This is a genomic window from Edwardsiella hoshinae NBRC 105699 = ATCC 33379 (assembly GCF_000474215.1).
In the GTDB taxonomy this organism is placed as follows: domain Bacteria; phylum Pseudomonadota; class Gammaproteobacteria; order Enterobacterales; family Enterobacteriaceae; genus Edwardsiella; species Edwardsiella hoshinae.
In genome coordinates this window covers 112,532-128,772 of the sequence record NZ_BAUC01000020.1, presented here as the reverse complement: position 1 = coordinate 128,772, position 16,241 = coordinate 112,532, and the positions used below count along the sequence as shown (strand labels likewise).

Here is a 16,241-nt window from a genome sequence, read left to right as displayed (position 1 = left end):
CCGCGCCTTCAGCGAGCGATCAGAACCGAAGTCTGTGCATGGCGTACGATCGCCGCCGCGTTGGAGCCGAGCAGGTAGGTCTTCATGCTGGGACGACGCGAGCCGATCAGGATCAGATCGGCATCAATGCACGCCGCCTCTTTTAGGATCTCATCATAGATGGCTCCCTGGCGCACCACGACGCTGATATTCTCCGCCGCTAACGGCAGTTGCTCGGCCAGCGCTTGTAGACGTCGCTGTAGCTCCTCGCTCATCACGTCGTCGAACTGGTTGGTCTGAGGATTGAAACGATTGAGGATAAAGTCGGGGATCTGGACGACTACATACATCAGACGAACTCGGGTTTCTTCGCTACGGATCACGGACTTAACCTGCTCCAACGCTAGCGCTGTCAGCGCTTCCTCCCCCAGATCCAGCGGCAGTAAAATGTTCTGATACATCGCTCCCCTCTCCTCTGTTGTGATGATTGCCGCGCAGCGGCCGCCGACACGGATTAAATCATCATACAAAGCTGGCGGAGCGAGGACAACCGCTTTCGCCCGCGGTCATACGCCGCGCTAACCGCACTCATGGCGTACGGCTATTCGGTTGACTCGTCCTGCTGCCACAACGGCCGACGCAGGATATGCTCTTCCCAGTCACTGACCTCGCTCTCACGCACCGCGATATAACGCACTGAAATGCGCGCAGCATGCATCGCCGCCTTGGAGCCGGTACGCAGCGGATGCCAGACGGGCAAGGATGCGCCTTCATTGAGTAGGCGGTAGGCGCAGGTCGGCGGCAACCAGTCGAAAGTCGGCAAGTTGTCCCGCGTCAGCTTGATGCAATCCTCTTCATACTCGAAACGCCGTTCATAGTGGCGGCACTGGCAGGTCTTGATATTCAAAAGGTTGCAGGCCACATTCGTGAAGTAGATTTCATCGGTGTCTTCATCTTGTAGCTTATGCAGGCAGCATTGGCCGCAACCGTCACATAACGCCTCCCACTCGGCATCACTCATCTGTTCCAGCGTCTTTTCCTGCCAAAAGGGCGTCGTACTCATCTTTGCTCTACCCGCAACAATACTGTTAAAGGCGGACTGTATAGACGCTTTAGGCGATGGATGCAAGCGACTTGTGCCATCTACCATCGCCCCACGGCAGGGCTAGATCACCCGTGTGGTCAGGGTACGCTGGTTAAGGCCGATGCTCAGCATGTCGCCGGAGCACACCGGCCCGACACCGGCGGGCGTACCGGTCAGCACGACATCGCCGGCGCGCAGGGTAAAGAAGCGACTCATGTAACTGATTAACGGCAAGAGAGGGGTCAACATGTCGCGCGTGTTACCGGCCTGACGCACCTCGCCATTGACGCTCAGTGTCAGGTTGGCATTCTGCGCATCGCCGAATTCGCTTTCGGGAATGAAACCAGAGATCGGACAGGCGCCATCAAACGCCTTAGCCTTTTCCCAGGGATAACCCTGTTGCTTGCATTCACGCTGGATGTCACGCAGGGTGAGATCCAGCGCGACCCCGTAACCGGCGATCGCCCGCGCCACGCGATCTTCGCTGGCGTGACTCAGCGGGGTACCGATCAAGACCGCCAATTCAACCTCATGGTGCACCTCACCCAGGCCATGGGGAATGGCGATCGGCTGGCGCAGATCGCACAACGCGCTCTCCGGTTTGATAAACAGCACCGGCTGCGGTGCGACCTGGCTGCCCATCTCACGAATATGATCACGGTAGTTATTGCCGACACAGACCACCTTACTGACCGGCAACTCCAGCAGGGCACCCTGCCAATCACGATGCTGATACATCCTTCACCTCCATGCTCGCTGATAGCCGCCGTCACGCACGGCCGATTTACCTCGATGATTGAGTCTATCGCGTCCTAGCAGAGACGGAAGCCTCCCACCGAGTGTAGCGTGACGGCCTTCACACCCTGACTCATCGGCTGCGCCTCAGGCGGCGCCTCCCTGCGTCAGACGATGCGCCTTCAGGAGATCCTCTGGCGGTGGCGGCAGTTGCAGATAGTAGCCCTGCTCGGCCAACGCCGTACGCACCGCCGCGATATCCGCCCCTGCCAGGCGTGAACGGGTAGCCAAGTTGAGCACCATCGCTAACTGCGGCTGGCCGAAGCTTTTCAACAACACCTCAGGCACACGGGAAAAATCGTCTTTCTTTTCCACATACAGATAAGTTTGCTCACGCTTGGAGCTTCGGTAGATCACACAAAGCATTTTTTCCACTCTATTTAATTCTGACGGCGACTTGCCTAGATATACCACTGACTATAACATGCTTAGATACAGCGGAATATCACGTAGCCCGTGGTTATTTCGGAGATTTCCCAAGTTGCTGAACTGAGTCAGGATAGATGTCACAAGCGCCAATAGAACTGAAAGGCAGCAGTTTTACGCTCTCGGTTGTTCATTTGCATAATTCTCAACCAGAGGTAATTCGTCCGGCATTAATCGCCAAGGTCGAGCAAGCGCCCGCGTTTTTGAAAAATGCGCCTGTTGTTATTAATATTACTGATGTAAACGGCAGCGTGGAATGGCGAGAAATGCTGCGCGTTTTCAACGCCGCCGGTCTGCATGTCATCGGTGTCAGCGGTTGTCGCGATGAGGCGCAAAAACAGGCGGTGTTGCACGCGGGACTTCCCCTGCTCAGCGAAGGTAAGAACGCACCGAAGATCGTGGCACCCAGCGCACCCGTCATCGCGAAGACCAAGATCATCACTACGCCGGTCCGTTCGGGGCAGCAGATCTATGCGCGCAACGGCGATCTGATCGTCACCGGCCATGTCAGCGCCGGTGCCGAGCTGATCGCCGACGGCAACATTCATGTCTATGGCATGATGCGGGGCCGGGCGCTCGCCGGTGCGGGGGGCGAGAGTACCAGCCAAATCTTTTGCAGCCATCTGGCCGCCGAGCTGGTTTCCATCGCCGGACAATACTGGCTGAGTGAGCAGATCCCAGAAAACTATTACGGGCAGGCCGCCCGGCTCTCGCTGAGCGACGGCACCCTTACCATTCAATCTTTGTTCTAGGCCCTTCTCCAAAAAGGATATTTTTCATGGCACGCATTATTGTTGTTACATCGGGTAAAGGGGGCGTTGGCAAGACTACATCGAGCGCGGCCATCGCAACCGGACTGGCACAGAAAGGCAAGAAAACCGTTGTTATCGACTTTGACATTGGCCTACGTAACCTCGATCTGATCATGGGCTGCGAACGCCGCGTGGTCTATGACTTTGTCAACGTCATCCAGGGAGACGCGACCCTGAACCAGGCGCTGATCAAGGATAAGCGCACCGAGAATTTGTTCATCCTGCCCGCTTCGCAGACGCGCGATAAAGATGCGCTAACCCGTGAAGGCGTGGAGAAGGTATTGAATGATCTGCAAGCGATGGACTTTGAGTTCATCATTTGCGACTCGCCGGCGGGGATCGAAACGGGCGCGCTGATGGCGCTCTACTTCGCCGATGAGGCCATCATCACCACTAACCCCGAGGTCTCCTCGGTACGCGATTCCGACCGTATCCTCGGCATTCTCTCCTCCAAGTCTCGCCGGGCGGAGAATGGCGACGAGCCGATCAAAGAACATCTGTTGCTCACCCGTTATAATCCGGGACGCGTTAGCCGCGGCGACATGTTGAGCATGGAGGATGTGCTGGAAATCCTGCGTATTCCGCTGGTCGGGGTGATCCCAGAGAGCCCCTCGGTGTTGCGCGCCTCTAACCAGGGCGAACCGGTGATCTTGGATAATGAATCCGATGCGGGCCAGGCCTACCGTGATACGGTCGAGCGCCTGATGGGCGAAGAGCGCCAGTTCCGTTTTGTTGAAGAAGAGAAGAAGGGCTTCCTGAAGCGCCTGTTCGGGGGATAAGAGATGGCATTACTTGATTTCTTCCTGTCGCGTAAAAAGACGACAGCCAATATCGCCAAGGAACGGCTACAAATCATCGTCGCGGAGCGGCGCCGGGGCGACAGTGAACCGCACTATTTGCCGCAGTTAAAACGCGATCTGTTAGCGGTGATCTGTAAGTATGTACAGATTGATCCAGAAATGGTTAGCGTACAATTGGAACAAAAAGGGGATGATATTTCGGTGTTGGAGCTGAATGTCACCTTGCCGGAAAGCGAAGAAGCCGCCAAATGATTTTTATCCGTCGTTCCCTTATTTAAGCGGAGAATAACTGGATAAATAAACAGATAAACGGTGCGTTCCTGGTTTATTATTGCGCCGCCTGGCGGGAATAATCTGATTATTATCGCGTGGTGGGCATTATCTGTAAGATAAAATGAGTAAATCAATTTTATCTTACAGACAATAAAGGCAGCGTCACGCTGCCTTTATTATTTATTAATCCGCGATTATATTTTTTGCAGCAGCGCTTGCAGTCGCTCGGCCAATAACTGGCCGCGCCACGCGCTCAACAGTTCCGGCTGCTCGTCCTTCAAGCCCCAATGTACACTGAGTAACTGGTTGATCTGGCGTCGTGAGGCGATCAGTTCCGCCGTCAACCCCTGTTGCTCCGCCACCTGCTGCACCAATGCCTTGAGATGTTTAAACGCCTGCTTATAACCGGCATGGTCGATCAGCCGCTCAACGGCAGGCGGCAACTGATCGTCGGTCAACGCCGCGCTCTGCGCGACGATCTCCAGCATCGCTTTGCCGTGATAACGGATCTCTGGGCCGCTAACACCCAATTCGCTCAGCTCGCCCATGGAGCCGGGCAGGTAGCGCGCGATCTGCCATAGGCTCTCCTCACGTACCACGAAGTTAACCGCCATGTCGCGGCTACGGGCTAGATTCAGGCGCCACGCCCCCAGCCGCTGCAAGCACGCCAGCTGGCGCGGACGCAGTTGCCAAGCATTGCTCATCTCACGGTAGACCTGGCTGGGGTCGACGACCTCCGAACGTCGACGGCACAGTGCCTGACACTCGTCTTGCGCCGCCGGTAACCACCCACTGCCTTCCACCTCTGCCAGCAATTTATGCGCCATCGGCAACAGGTAATAGACGTCCGCCGCCGCGTAGTCGCATTGGCGCTCGCTAAGCGGACGGGCCAGCCAGTCGGTACGCGACTCGCTCTTGTCCAACTCGACACCCAAGTAGGCGTTGACCATGGCGGCAAAGCCACTGGAGAGCGGGCGCCCGGTGAAAGCCGCCAAGATCTGCGTGTCGATCATCGGCTGAGGCAGCGTCTGGAAATCATGCAAGAAGACCTCCAGATCCTCGCTACCGGCGTGCAGCAGTTTGACGACCTGCGGATTACGCAACAGATCGACAAACGGCTGCCAGTCGGAAATCGGCAGCGGATCGATCAGTGACAGGGTTTCACCGTCATACAGCTGCACCAGCCCCAGCTGCGGATAGTAAGTGCGGGTACGGACAAACTCCGTATCCAGCGCGACATAAGGAAACGCGCTGGCGCGCTCGCAGACATCCTGTAGCGCGCCGTTCGATGTAATCAACTGATACTTCAACATAATAATCTCATTCCGGCGCCAGGCTCGCGGCCCGACGCGCTCGAGTGGCCCGGTATCAGTACCGGCACCAAAACTGTGCGCTGGCATGAATGCCGACGCCCAAGACAGAAACCGCTGACAGCGTACGCGCCGAGACTACGGCTTGTCACCCGCTGTCTGCTCCTCGCGTAGAACCCGGCGCAGGATTTTACCCACGTTGCTCTTCGGCAGCTCGTTGTAGAATACGATCTGTTTCGGCACCTTATAGCCGGTCAGATGACGGCGACAATGGCTCACCAATTCATCGCGAGTCAGGCTGGGATCGCGCTTGACCACGCACACCTTGACCATCTCGCCCGAACTTGCGCTCGGTACGCCGATGGCGGCACATTCCAGCACCTTAGGATGCATGGCGACCACCTCCTCGATCTCGTTAGGGTAGACGTTGAAACCGGAGACCAAGATCATATCTTTCTTCCGATCGACGATACGCAAGAAGCCGAGTTCGTCCATGGTACAGATGTCACCGGTCGCCAGCCAACCATCGCGCATGATCTCATCGGTCGCCTCCGGTCGTTGCCAGTAACCGCGCATCACTTGCGGCCCTCGCACCTGCAACTCTCCCGCTTCACCCAACGCCACCTCGCGCCCCTCGTCGTCCACCAGACGCACCAGGGTCGAGGGTACCGGCAGACCGATACTACCGCTGTAGCGTTTCAGATCATAAGGGTTCCCCGCCACCAGCGGCGAACACTCTGTCAGGCCGTAGCCTTCCAGCAAATGATGCCCGGTCAGCTTTTCCCAACGCTCGGCCACCGCTTGCTGCACCGGCATACCACCGCCGACCGACAGCCGCAGCGACGAAAAGTCCAGTTCACGGAAATCTTCGTTGTGTAACAAGGCGTTAAACAGGGTGTTCACCCCGGTCAACGCGGTGAAACGGTAACGACTCAGTTCACGCACCATGCCAGCAATGTCGCGCGGGTTGGTGATCAGAAGGTTACGCCCGCCCATCTCGATAAACAGCAAGCAATTCACCGTCAAGGCAAAGACGTGATACAACGGCAGGGCTGTCACCACCATCTCATGGCCGCGTTGCAGCAACGGGCCATAGGCCGCCTTGGCCTGCTCCAGATTCGCTTGCATGTTGCGGTGCGTGAGCATCGCTCCCTTGGCGACACCGGTGGTACCGCCGGTATACTGCAAGAAAGCCAGATCGTCGTTGGCGATGTCGGGCTTGACGTACTGCATGCGCCGTCCACGCTGCAATACCCGGCGGAAAGAGATGGCATCCGGCAGGTTATACTTCGGCACCAGACGCTTGATGTACTTAACCACGAAGTTGACCAACGTCCCCTTGGCCGCTGGCAACTGATCGCCCATACGCGTCAGGATGACGTGACGCACCTGGGTCGAATACACCACTTTCTCCAAGGTGTGGGCAAAGTTAGAGACGATGACGATCGCGCTGGCGCCGCTATCGTTCAACTGATGCGCTAATTCGCGCGGGGTATATAACGGATTGACGTTGACCGCCACCATCCCGGCTCGCAGGATGCCAAATAAGGCGATGGGGTACTGCAACAGGTTGGGCATCATCAACGCCACGCGCTCCCCCTTGTGCAAACCGAGGCCATTTTGCAGATAGGCGGCAAAGGCGCGGCTGCGCTCCTCCAGTTTGCGGAAGGTCATCACCTGCCCCATATTGATGAACGCAGGCTGATCCGCATAACGCGCGACGGCGTGTTCAAACATCTCCACCAATGACGCGTAGTGATCCGGATTGATTTCCGCTGGTACATCTTCCGGATAGCGTTTAAGCCAAACCTTTTCCAAGGTGCTTCTCCCTTGTTTCTTATCTGTATGAGGGGATGACGATCGCCGCGCATGACGCGGAGCGCCGAGCCGCGACTGGCGATCGCCGTCGTGAATATGCCCTCCTGGCATCAAAAACAAATAACCCCGCAGGGCGGGGTTGCTTTGTTAAGCGCCGCGCGGCCTACTCCAAACCGGTCGCCTGCGCGGCAGCGTGCCATTTTATACCCGAAGCGGCGCGATGGCACCTAAATCTCCCTGTTATGAGGCAGTTCGCCCGCTTTTAATTCAGCACTGGCCACGCTTTGCGCAGCGGAGCCGCCGTTAACCCTGCGGCACTACCACGCTTTCGATGCGGGCCGGCATCGGCGCACTCCATCCCCAACCGGGGCCGAAGCCCGGCCCCCAGTAAGGGCCACGCCAGTAAGGATCATAGCCCCAGGGCGTGAGTCCTAACGGCTGCGGCGGCATGATCACCTGCTGATCGACCTGCCAACGCTGGTAACCGCCGATATCCATGGTTACGAAGGTGTACGGTGTCTGACCGATCTTACCCGCGACGCTGCCCGTCAGTGGGCCGACCACAGTGACTAACTGGTGATTAAAGTTGACCGGGTCCAAGAAATTAACGCTCTTGGCCAAGATACGCCCCTGGGCCGCCTGACCGAGGATCGGACGCGCGCCCTCATCCAACGGCATCACGGCGATCTCCAGGTAGCTGGCGGTTTTCTTATTGGTCACGTTGACCACCATACCGCCGAAACGCGCCTCCTGACCGACGTACAGATCGGGCGCATTATGCACCGCCACAAAATTCTGCTGCGGCGTCGCCGAGGTGCCGCGCACCGATTCCGGCACGCTCACGCAGCCGGCCAGCAGCCCCATCAACCCGACGACGCTCGCCGCCGCGATAGCCCTTATTTTTCGCCGACTCATTCTCACCCTCCGTTAGCCCGGTCGATCTGTGCCGGGCAAATCTCATGACTTCAGCTAATTAGACTCGCGTCCAGCGAGCGGGTTCCCGCCGCATAGCGGCTTAACCGCGTCCCGGCAGTTTTTTCCAGGTTACCTCGTTGCGCAGGTAGACCGGTTGCGCTTGTTCGACCGCCAGTACCGCTCCCGTCTGCCAGGCATGCAACGCCAGTGGCAACATATCCTCGGCGTGCGGCAACAACATCTGCCCGTCTCGCAACAACAGGCTACTGTCCGCCGCCATGGCCGGATACGTCTGCCAGCCCGTGCCGACTGTGGCCCACTCGCCCTGCAAGGCGGTCACCCGCTCAGTCACTTGCTGCGGACTCAGCACTGCCTCGCTGGCCTCCCCCTGCCACACGCCGTCGGCGGTACGCCGGTATTCGCCCCAATAGACCTCGCCCATGCGTGCATCAATGGCACTCAACACCTGATTAGCCGCAGTGAGACGCCAAGCGCCTTGCGCCATGGTCGCCAGTGTAGAGATGCCCAGCAGCGGCAGATCCGCGCCCAGCGCCAGCCCTTGTGCGATGCCGATACCAATGCGGACCCCGGTGAAACTCCCGGGTCCGCGCCCGAAGGCCAGCGCATCCAATTGCGCCAGCGTCAAACCGGCTTCGGCCAGGATCTGCTGTACCATCGGCAGGATACGTTGTGTGTGCTCGCGTGGGCAGAGTTCGAACTGCGCCAGGCTTGCGCCGTTATTCCACAGGGCAACGGAACAGGCTTCCGTTGCAGTATCAATCGCTAAAATTCGCGTGGACATGCCAACCTCGGCAGGAAAATAAATGAGTTACTGATTTAGAGAATGATAACACAGCCCCCTAACGCTGTATTTCTCAATTCGCCGGCGCGCACTCACTGCCCGCCGTTGCCGCTACCGCACGCAGGAAGTCAATGGCCCGTGCCAAATCGCGAGTACGCGGTGCCGGCGGTAAGCTGCGCAGGAATACTTCGCCATAGGGACGCATCACCAGGCGATTATCGCAAATGACGATCACCCCGCGGTCGCGGCTATCACGGATCAAGCGCCCAACCCCTTGCTTAAGGGTGATCACCGCATCGGGCAACTGCACCTGGCTAAAGGGGTCACCACCCCGCAACCGGCAATCTTCCATGCGGGCCTTAAGTAACGGATCGTCCGGCGCGGTGAAGGGCAGCTTGTCGATGATCACACAGCTCAATGCGTCACCGCGTACGTCCACCCCTTCCCAGAAGCTGCCCGTCGCCACCAACAAGGCGTTACCCGCGGCGATAAAATCGGCTAACAGACGCGACTTACCGCTCTCCCCTTGCACCAGTACCGGTAGCGTCAAGCTGGCACGAAACGCCTGTGCCAAGTCGCGCATCATGGCGTGAGAGGTACAAAGAAAGAAACAACGCCCATTATTAGCCTCGATCAGCGGACTGAGCATCCGCGCCAACTGAACGGCCGCACCGGGCTGATTCGGCGCAGGCAGAAAACGTGGGACGCACAACAACGCCTGATGGGCATAGTCGAACGGGCTGGGCAGCAGCAGACTACGCGCCGCGCTCAAGCCTAAGCGCTCGCTGAAATAGGCCACCTCCTCCTCTACTGCCAGAGTGGCGGAGGTGAAGATCCAGGCCCCCGGCTTACTCTGCATCACCTCGCGGAACTTCTCCGCCACCGTTAGCGGCGTCAATGCCAGCACGAAATGGCGCGGGGTACACTCGTACCAATAGCTGTAGCCGGGCTGATTCACATCGGAAAGGCGTTTCAGGCGATTACGGTACAGGGTCGCGCGTTCGAAGGCGGCATCGAGTAACGCCGAACGGCCAAGAGACATTTTCATCACGTCGTAGCACAGCTCCAGCGCATCATCGACCAGCAGCAGCGCGCGGCGCACCTCGCTCTGTGCCAGAATGTCACGCAGGTTGCCGCGGAAACCGGGATCGCCAAGGACGATGCGCAGATCGAGACTACGTTGCGTCAGCAGATCGGCGCTCTTCTGCAACTGAGCGACATCACGCAGCTCGGTGCGATAGGCCATGATGATGTCGCGCGCCAGATCCACCAACTGGCGGCTGGAGAGTTGCTGACCGAAATATTGGCTGGCGATATCCGGCACCTGGTGCGCTTCATCGAAGATGGTCACCTGTGCTTCAGGGATCAACTCGCCGAAGCCGCCTTCCTTGACCACCAAATCGGCCAGGAACAGATGATGATTGACCACCACCACCTGCGCCTCCATCGCCCGACGGCGCGCCTTGACCACGAAACACACCTTGTAGTGGGGACAGTCGCCGCCCAAGCAGTTGTCATTATTGCTGGTCACCAACGGCCAGACCGCGCTCTCCTCGGCCACGCCATGACACTGACTGATGTCGCCGTCCTCGGTCTGGCTTGACCAGCTGCGCACCTGCATCAACTCAGCCAACAGCGCCGGTGCCAGCTCGCCTCCGGCCAACGACTGCTGCTCCAGACGCTCGCTGCACAGATAGTTGGCGCGCCCCTTGAGCAGCGCGGTCGCCCCCTGGTAATCCAGCGCCGTCTTCATCAACGGCAGATCGCGGTTATACAGCTGATCCTGCAATGCCTTGGAGCCGGTCGAGATGATCACCTTCTGACCACAACGCAACGCGGGCACCAAGTAGGCGAAGGTCTTGCCCGTCCCCGTGCCCGCCTCGACCACTAATTGCCCCTGGGCGCGGATCGTCTCCTCAACTGCCTGCGCCATCTGGCGTTGTGCCTCACGGGGGGTGAACCCGGGTATTTTCTGGGTTAATAGCCCGTCGGGGGCAAAATCGTCGGCCACGGCATCTCTCATCTCGGGAATATAGTGGGGGAATTATGCCAACTCCGCGGCGCAAGCTCCATCGCCATAGCCGTTTTATTGTCTAGCCGCCGCGGGGAAAGCGGCGGCAGAGGCTCGCCCGCCGGTGCCCATTTTAGGTATACTGGCGGCATACCAACAACACGACAAGCAGGGTGACACATGTCTATCGAACGTATTAATCCGGAAAAACGCTGGTCGGACGCCACCGTTTTCAACGACACCATCTATTTTACCAGCGTGCCGGAGAATCTGGAGGCCGACGCCACGGCGCAGACCGCCAATGCACTGGCGGCCATCGATATGCTGCTCGCCCAGTTGGGCAGCGATAAGACCCGCGTTCTGGATGCCACCATCTTCCTGGCCGACAGCGCGGATTTCGAGGCTATGAACGCCGCTTGGGACGCCTGGGTAGTCGCGGGCAAGGCACCGGTACGCTGTACCGTGCAGGCCAAGCTGATGCACCCGCAGTATCGGGTCGAAATCAAGATCGTCGCTGCCCGCTGATAGAACGGCCCACTAATGGGCCCTCCTGGCGCACGCGCCGAGGCCGGCGGGAATCCCCCTGCCGGCCAGTCGCGAGATAGCCATTAGGCCAGCTTAATCATCACCATACCGGCCAGTAACAGCACCAATCCGCACCATCCTTTCCGATTCAGACGCTGACCGAACAGAACCCACCCCGCTGCCATAGTCGCCATGATGCCAAAACCACCCCATAGGGCATAGGCGACCGACAACTCGATCCCTTTTACCGCTTGGCTCAAGGCGCCGAACGCGGCTAAGACCGCCCCCAGCGAGAGCACGCCCACCCAGGGGCGGCGGAAACCATCGGACCACTTGAGCAGGATATTGGCGCCGATCTCCAGCACCACTGCCGCCCCCAGCCAAACAGCATGTAGCCATTCAAACGGTGACATGCGTCCTCCCCGCCGTCTCGGCGCGTGCCTGCGAGCCGGTCAAGCCACGTTTCACCGTGCCAGATTTCAGCAGGATGATACCGCCCACCAGCAACGCCAACCCCGCCAGCTTAAGCGCTGAGAGCGACTCGCCGAACCACAGCACGCTAAACAGGGTAATAAACAGAATGCCGATGCCCTCCCACAGGGCGTAGGCGACGCCCAGCGCCACGCGTTTAACCGCGAAGGCCAACAAAATATAAGAGAGCGCCACCATCAGTAACATCACGATATTGCCGCCGATGCTGCCGTTGACGCTGGCCCACTTCATCGCCAGTGTGCCGATGATTTCGGCACTGATGGCACAGGCTAAGAAGATCCAATAAATCATAATATTCTCCATTAATTTAGTTTTAGTTATCAGGTTGATATTTTTCTTTATGTTCTAAAAAATTATTTTTATAAATAAAATGATAGAAGAACACGTCATGCACGGATTTCGCCGCGAATGTAAAAGATAAATAACCGATAGCCTCATGCTGCCACTCGGCGTGATGCGCTGCACACGTGACAGATTGACGCTGGAGAATAACGCTAGAGCTCGCTACACCAGTGGTACTGGCTAGCGATAGTGCAAGAAATGAATAATAGATATGCGGAGGTTTTAATCATCAAACGATTATGCGTTTTCATAGTGGTTTACCCTCTTCCCCCGTACCTGAATCTGGGTGTACGGTTTGTGCAGTGTCCTCCGGTGAGTAGTTGTTATATTAGTTGTAGCATAGGCTATTTATTTACGCAAACCACGTTTTCCCATCTTTTTACAGAAAAACCGAAAAAAATAAATAAGTTATCAAATTAAAAAATAGGGCCATCCCCTGGGGATAGCCCTATTCTTCTGTAGCGTCAAGACCTTAGTCTCGCCACCCTCGACACACGAGTGAATAACACCCGCGCGCCGCTGGTTAATCATGCAATAGGGAGCAGGAGGTTAATCCTTGGCGCCCATCACAGCTTGGCTGGCCAGCTCGGTAATGCGCGCGTAGTCACCGCTCGCCAACGCATCCGCCGGGATCAGCCAAGAACCACCGATGCACAGCACGCTCTTTAGCGCCAGGTAATCACGGTAGTTGCTCGGTGAGATCCCGCCGGTCGGGCAGAAACGGATGTGGGAGAACGGCCCGGCGATCGCCTGCAACGCCTTCACCCCACCGTTGGCTTCCGCCGGGAAGAATTTGAATTCTTTCAAGCCGTAATCCATCCCCTGCATCAGCTCGGATACCGTGCTGATACCCGGGATCAATGGGATAGAGCCCGCCACGGCGGCCTGTAACAAGCCCTCGGTCAGCCCCGGACTGATGGCGAACTGGGCCCCGGCCTCGGTCACCTGACGCAGCTGCTCGGCGTTGGTCACGGTACCCGCACCGACGATAGCCTCCGGCACTTCCTGCGCGATCAGGCGGATCGCCTCCAATGCGCAGGCGGTACGCAGCGTCACCTCCAGCACACGCACTCCGCCGGCGACCAGCGCCTTCGCCAAAGGAACCGCCTGCTCCAGCTTGTTGATCACGATGACCGGTACGACGGGGCCTGCGGTCAGAATGGATTCCGCACTCACTTTCCAGTTGTTCATTGTCGCTTCTCTCCTGATGCCTTTCGGCGGATTAATCGGTGATCCCTTACCGGCACGCCGGCCGACGACGTCGAGACACAGACGGGGATCGGTCATAGCGGGGGCGGTCAGCACCGCCCCTGCGGGTTAAACCTGATAAAAGGGAATACAGCTAGCGCCCTCTTCGGCACCGGACAACTGTTCGCGCAGCGGCTGGAACAGCTCACGCCCAGAGCCATCGTGCAACGCCGAAAGATCCGGACGCGCCTCGCTACGTGCCGCCAACTCTGCCTCGTCAACCAGCAGGGTCAGTGTCCCATTGCGCCCATCGACACGCACTCTATCGCCGTCACGCACCTTGGCCAGCAGACCACCGGCATAAGCCTCCGGCGTCACGTGGATGGCGGACGGGACTTTACCGGAGGCGCCAGAGAGGCGGCCATCCGTCACCAATGCCACTTTCAAGCCGCGATCCATCAGGACGCCCAGCGGTGGCATCAACTTATGCAATTCCGGCATGCCGATGGCACGCGGTCCCTGGTAGCGCACCACCACCACACAGTCGCGATCCAACTTGCCGGCCTCGAAGGCGGGTAGTACATCGTGCTGGCTTTCAAAGACCACTGCCGGGGCCTCGATGATCTGGTTCGCCTCCGGCACCGCCGAGGTTTTCATTACCGCGCGCCCTAAGTTACCGGCCAACACCTTGGTACCGCCGTGATGAGCGAAAGGCGCCTCAATGCTGGCAATCACCTCGCGATCGAACGACTGCTCGGCACCGGGGCGATAGACCAGTTGACCGTTCTCCAGGAACGGCTCCTGGGTATAACGGCTCAGGCCATGGCCCGCAACGGTCTCGACCGCTTCATGCAGCAATCCGCCCTTAAGCAGTTCGCGCACCAGCACGGCGACACCGCCCGCCGCCTGGAAGTGGTTGATGTCGGCCGGACCGTTCGGGTAGATGCGGCACAGCAGCGGCACTACCTCGGAGAGTTCGGAGAAGTCATCCCAGTTGATGATGATGCCGGCGGCACGCGCCATCGCTACCAGATGCATGGTCAAGTTGGTGGAGCCACCGGTCGCCAGCAAGGCCACGATGCCATTGACCACCACCCGCTCATCCACCATGCGCCCGATCGGCAGGTAGTTGCCGCTGTTCTCGGTCATGCGCGTCACCTGACGGGCCGCCGCATCGGTCAAGGCGTGGCGCAGCGCGCTATCCGGCTGGACGAAGGAGGAGCCCGGTAGATGCATCCCCATCACTTCCATCACCATCTGGTTCGAGTTCGCGGTGCCGTAGAAGGTGCAGGTGCCCGGCGCGTGGTAGGAGGCCGCCTCGGACTCCAGCAACGCTTCACGCCCAACCTTGCCTTCGGCGAACAACTGACGGATACGCACCTTCTCTTTATTCGGCAGACCGCTGGCCATCGGCCCGGCCGGCACAAACAGCGTCGGTAGGTGACCGAAAGACATCGCCGCCATGAACAGTCCTGGGACGATCTTGTCGCAGACCCCCAAGTAAAGCGCCCCGTCGAACATGTTGTGTGATAGCCCGACCGCGGCGGACATGGCAATCACCTCACGGCTCATCAACGACAGCTCCATGCCGTCCTGCCCTTGAGTCACCCCGTCGCACATCGCCGGTACGCCGCCCGCCACCTGGCCGACCGCGCCCACCTGATGCAACGCCGCCTTGATCTGCTGTGGGTAGCTCTCGTAGGGTTGGTGGGCGGAGAGCATATCGTTATAGGCGGTGATGATCGCGATATCGCTCTGGGTCATGCTCTTCAGCGCGGCCTTGTCCTGCTGGGTGCAGGCAGCGAAGCCGTGCGCCAGGTTACCGCACGCCAACTGGGCGCGCTGTACCCGCTTGCTGCGCGCGCGTTCGATCTTGGCCAGGTAGGCCGCACGTGCGGCGCGTGAGCGTTCAATAATGCGTTGGGTAACACGTTCTACGGTTGGATTCATTGCAGCCTCATGCCGTCCAGTAGACGTCGACCGGCGTCCGGCTCTGCTGGAGCACGGCGCGGATCGGCATCTCATTCACCTCCGCGCCGCCGAGAGCCTGCATATAAACCTGACGTTTGGTGTCGCCCACCAGGTGCAGGTAAATATGCCGGCTGTCTAGCAGAGCCGGGAGTGTGAGGGTTATGCGATCGAGCGGCGCTGTGAGGGGCGTCATCCCCATGCACAGGCGGCCAGACTCCATCGCGAGAGCCGGGAACAGATTCTCTGCCCCGGGGAAAAGTGATGCGGTATGGCCGTCGTCCCCCATACCCAGGATCACCACGTCGAAAGGACGTGGTATGGCCGCCAACGCCGCCTCGCTGGCGGCCGCCCCGGCGAAGGGGGTCGCGGCGTCGTTCTTCAGCCCGATGAAGCGCGCCGCCGAAGCCGCGCCCTGCAACAGATGCGCTCGCACCAGTCGTTCATTGCTGGCCTCATCCTGCGCGTCCACCCAACGTTCGTCGGCTAGGGTGATGATCACCCGCGACCAATCGAGCGCCTGTTCGCGTAGATGGGCGAACAGCCCCAACGGCGTGCGTCCGCCGGAGACCACCAGACTGGCTTGGCCACGGACGGCGATCCCGTGACGCAGGCGTGCGGCGATGTCGCCAGCCAGTTGTTCGTTCAGCGCCTGCGCGCTATTCCATTCGTTAAAGGTTACCATCTCTGCTCCTCTCTCA

Annotated in this window: 18 protein-coding genes; 4 read left to right on the top strand and 14 right to left on the bottom strand. The window is 58.9% G+C overall.

Translation table 11 applies throughout. The features are described from left to right. Positions 1-8: 8 nt before the first annotated feature. From EHO01S_RS09480 to EHO01S_RS09465, 4 genes are all read right to left on the bottom strand, one after another. A complete protein-coding gene (locus tag EHO01S_RS09480; protein WP_024523728.1) occupies positions 9-440 on the bottom strand; it encodes a universal stress protein in 432 nt (143 codons plus the stop codon). A gap of 140 nt (positions 441-580) precedes the next feature. Beyond that, entirely contained in the window at positions 581-1,042 is a 462-nt protein-coding gene (ycgN, locus tag EHO01S_RS09475) for a cysteine cluster protein YcgN (RefSeq protein ID WP_024523727.1), read from the bottom strand. A gap of 102 nt (positions 1,043-1,144) precedes the next feature. Next, a complete protein-coding gene (locus EHO01S_RS09470; protein ID WP_024523726.1) occupies positions 1,145-1,801 on the bottom strand; it encodes a fumarylacetoacetate hydrolase family protein in 657 nt (218 codons plus the stop codon). Between the two features lie 144 nt (positions 1,802-1,945). Continuing rightward, positions 1,946-2,224, bottom strand: coding sequence for a YcgL domain-containing protein (locus EHO01S_RS09465; protein ID WP_024523725.1), 279 nt, complete (start codon positions 2,222-2,224; stop codon positions 1,946-1,948). 137 nt (positions 2,225-2,361) lie between these two features. Here EHO01S_RS09465 and minC point away from each other — a divergent pair, with 137 nt between their 5' ends. The 3 genes from minC to minE are packed head-to-tail and all read left to right on the top strand — an operon-like array spanning position 2,362 to position 4,148. Then, entirely contained in the window at positions 2,362-3,036 is a 675-nt protein-coding gene (minC, locus tag EHO01S_RS09460) for a septum site-determining protein MinC (RefSeq protein WP_024523724.1), read from the top strand. Positions 3,037-3,062: 26 nt separating this feature from the next. Beyond that, positions 3,063-3,875: a septum site-determining protein MinD gene (gene minD, locus EHO01S_RS09455; RefSeq protein WP_024523723.1), complete on the top strand. Its 813-nt coding sequence runs from the start codon at positions 3,063-3,065 to the stop codon at positions 3,873-3,875. A gap of 3 nt (positions 3,876-3,878) precedes the next feature. Further along, positions 3,879-4,148 (top strand): cell division topological specificity factor MinE, encoded by a 270-nt coding sequence (gene minE / locus EHO01S_RS09450; RefSeq protein WP_005284974.1) that lies wholly within the window; start codon positions 3,879-3,881, stop codon positions 4,146-4,148. A gap of 215 nt (positions 4,149-4,363) precedes the next feature. Here minE and rnd read toward each other — a convergent pair whose 3' ends face one another. The 5 genes from rnd to yoaA form a co-directional block, all read right to left on the bottom strand. After that, entirely contained in the window at positions 4,364-5,479 is a 1,116-nt protein-coding gene (rnd, locus tag EHO01S_RS09445; RefSeq protein WP_024523722.1) for a ribonuclease D, read from the bottom strand. Between the two features lie 138 nt (positions 5,480-5,617). Then, on the bottom strand, positions 5,618-7,297 hold the full coding sequence (gene fadD / locus EHO01S_RS09440; RefSeq protein WP_024523721.1) for a long-chain-fatty-acid--CoA ligase FadD: 1,680 nt from the start codon (positions 7,295-7,297) through the stop codon (positions 5,618-5,620). Between the two features lie 303 nt (positions 7,298-7,600). Next, positions 7,601-8,212, bottom strand: coding sequence for a Slp family lipoprotein (locus EHO01S_RS09435; protein WP_024523720.1), 612 nt, complete (start codon positions 8,210-8,212; stop codon positions 7,601-7,603). Between the two features lie 100 nt (positions 8,213-8,312). After that, a complete protein-coding gene (gene tsaB, locus EHO01S_RS09430; RefSeq protein WP_024523719.1) occupies positions 8,313-9,014 on the bottom strand; it encodes a tRNA (adenosine(37)-N6)-threonylcarbamoyltransferase complex dimerization subunit type 1 TsaB in 702 nt (233 codons plus the stop codon). A 73-nt stretch (positions 9,015-9,087) separates the two neighbouring features. Beyond that, entirely contained in the window at positions 9,088-11,025 is a 1,938-nt protein-coding gene (gene yoaA, locus EHO01S_RS09425) for a DNA repair helicase YoaA (protein WP_024523718.1), read from the bottom strand. Positions 11,026-11,205: 180 nt separating this feature from the next. Between yoaA and EHO01S_RS09420 the strand changes: the two genes are divergently transcribed. Further along, positions 11,206-11,550 (top strand): RidA family protein, encoded by a 345-nt coding sequence (locus EHO01S_RS09420; RefSeq protein ID WP_024523717.1) that lies wholly within the window; start codon positions 11,206-11,208, stop codon positions 11,548-11,550. Between the two features lie 83 nt (positions 11,551-11,633). Here EHO01S_RS09420 and mdtI read toward each other — a convergent pair whose 3' ends face one another. From mdtI to pgl, 5 genes are all read right to left on the bottom strand, one after another. Further along, on the bottom strand, positions 11,634-11,963 hold the full coding sequence (gene mdtI, locus EHO01S_RS09415) for a multidrug/spermidine efflux SMR transporter subunit MdtI (protein ID WP_024523716.1): 330 nt from the start codon (positions 11,961-11,963) through the stop codon (positions 11,634-11,636). Continuing rightward, positions 11,950-12,333, bottom strand: coding sequence for a multidrug/spermidine efflux SMR transporter subunit MdtJ (mdtJ, locus tag EHO01S_RS09410; protein WP_024523715.1), 384 nt, complete (start codon positions 12,331-12,333; stop codon positions 11,950-11,952). Before mdtJ ends, mdtI begins: the two co-directional genes overlap by 14 nt. Before the next feature lie 600 nt (positions 12,334-12,933). After that, positions 12,934-13,575 (bottom strand): bifunctional 4-hydroxy-2-oxoglutarate aldolase/2-dehydro-3-deoxy-phosphogluconate aldolase, encoded by a 642-nt coding sequence (locus tag EHO01S_RS09405; RefSeq protein WP_024523714.1) that lies wholly within the window; start codon positions 13,573-13,575, stop codon positions 12,934-12,936. Between the two features lie 126 nt (positions 13,576-13,701). Then, positions 13,702-15,522, bottom strand: a complete 1,821-nt coding sequence (gene edd / locus EHO01S_RS09400) for a phosphogluconate dehydratase (protein ID WP_024523713.1) — start codon at positions 15,520-15,522, stop codon at positions 13,702-13,704. Between the two features lie 7 nt (positions 15,523-15,529). Further along, positions 15,530-16,225: a 6-phosphogluconolactonase gene (gene pgl / locus EHO01S_RS09395; protein ID WP_024523712.1), complete on the bottom strand. Its 696-nt coding sequence runs from the start codon at positions 16,223-16,225 to the stop codon at positions 15,530-15,532. Positions 16,226-16,241 lie beyond the last annotated feature (16 nt).

Bases quoted from the DNA above. Each gene is read 5' to 3' on its own strand.
- EHO01S_RS09420 (WP_024523717.1), top strand. From the start codon at position 11,206: ATGTCTATCGAACGTATTAATCCGGAAAAACGCTGGTCGGACGCCACC.
- minD (WP_024523723.1), top strand. From the start codon at position 3,063: ATGGCACGCATTATTGTTGTTACATCGGGTAAAGGGGGCGTTGGCAAG.
- mdtI (WP_024523716.1), bottom strand. From the start codon at position 11,963: ATGTCACCGTTTGAATGGCTACATGCTGTTTGGCTGGGGGCGGCAGTG.
- edd (WP_024523713.1), bottom strand. From the start codon at position 15,522: ATGAATCCAACCGTAGAACGTGTTACCCAACGCATTATTGAACGCTCA.
- EHO01S_RS09465 (WP_024523725.1), bottom strand. From the start codon at position 2,224: ATGCTTTGTGTGATCTACCGAAGCTCCAAGCGTGAGCAAACTTATCTG.
- ycgN (WP_024523727.1), bottom strand. From the start codon at position 1,042: ATGAGTACGACGCCCTTTTGGCAGGAAAAGACGCTGGAACAGATGAGT.
- EHO01S_RS09480 (WP_024523728.1), bottom strand. From the start codon at position 440: ATGTATCAGAACATTTTACTGCCGCTGGATCTGGGGGAGGAAGCGCTG.
- minC (WP_024523724.1), top strand. From the start codon at position 2,362: ATGTCACAAGCGCCAATAGAACTGAAAGGCAGCAGTTTTACGCTCTCG.
- EHO01S_RS09470 (WP_024523726.1), bottom strand. From the start codon at position 1,801: ATGTATCAGCATCGTGATTGGCAGGGTGCCCTGCTGGAGTTGCCGGTC.
- pgl (WP_024523712.1), bottom strand. From the start codon at position 16,225: ATGGTAACCTTTAACGAATGGAATAGCGCGCAGGCGCTGAACGAACAA.
- EHO01S_RS09405 (WP_024523714.1), bottom strand. From the start codon at position 13,575: ATGAACAACTGGAAAGTGAGTGCGGAATCCATTCTGACCGCAGGCCCC.
- mdtJ (WP_024523715.1), bottom strand. From the start codon at position 12,333: ATGATTTATTGGATCTTCTTAGCCTGTGCCATCAGTGCCGAAATCATC.
- tsaB (WP_024523719.1), bottom strand. From the start codon at position 9,014: ATGTCCACGCGAATTTTAGCGATTGATACTGCAACGGAAGCCTGTTCC.
- EHO01S_RS09435 (WP_024523720.1), bottom strand. From the start codon at position 8,212: ATGAGTCGGCGAAAAATAAGGGCTATCGCGGCGGCGAGCGTCGTCGGG.
- minE (WP_005284974.1), top strand. From the start codon at position 3,879: ATGGCATTACTTGATTTCTTCCTGTCGCGTAAAAAGACGACAGCCAAT.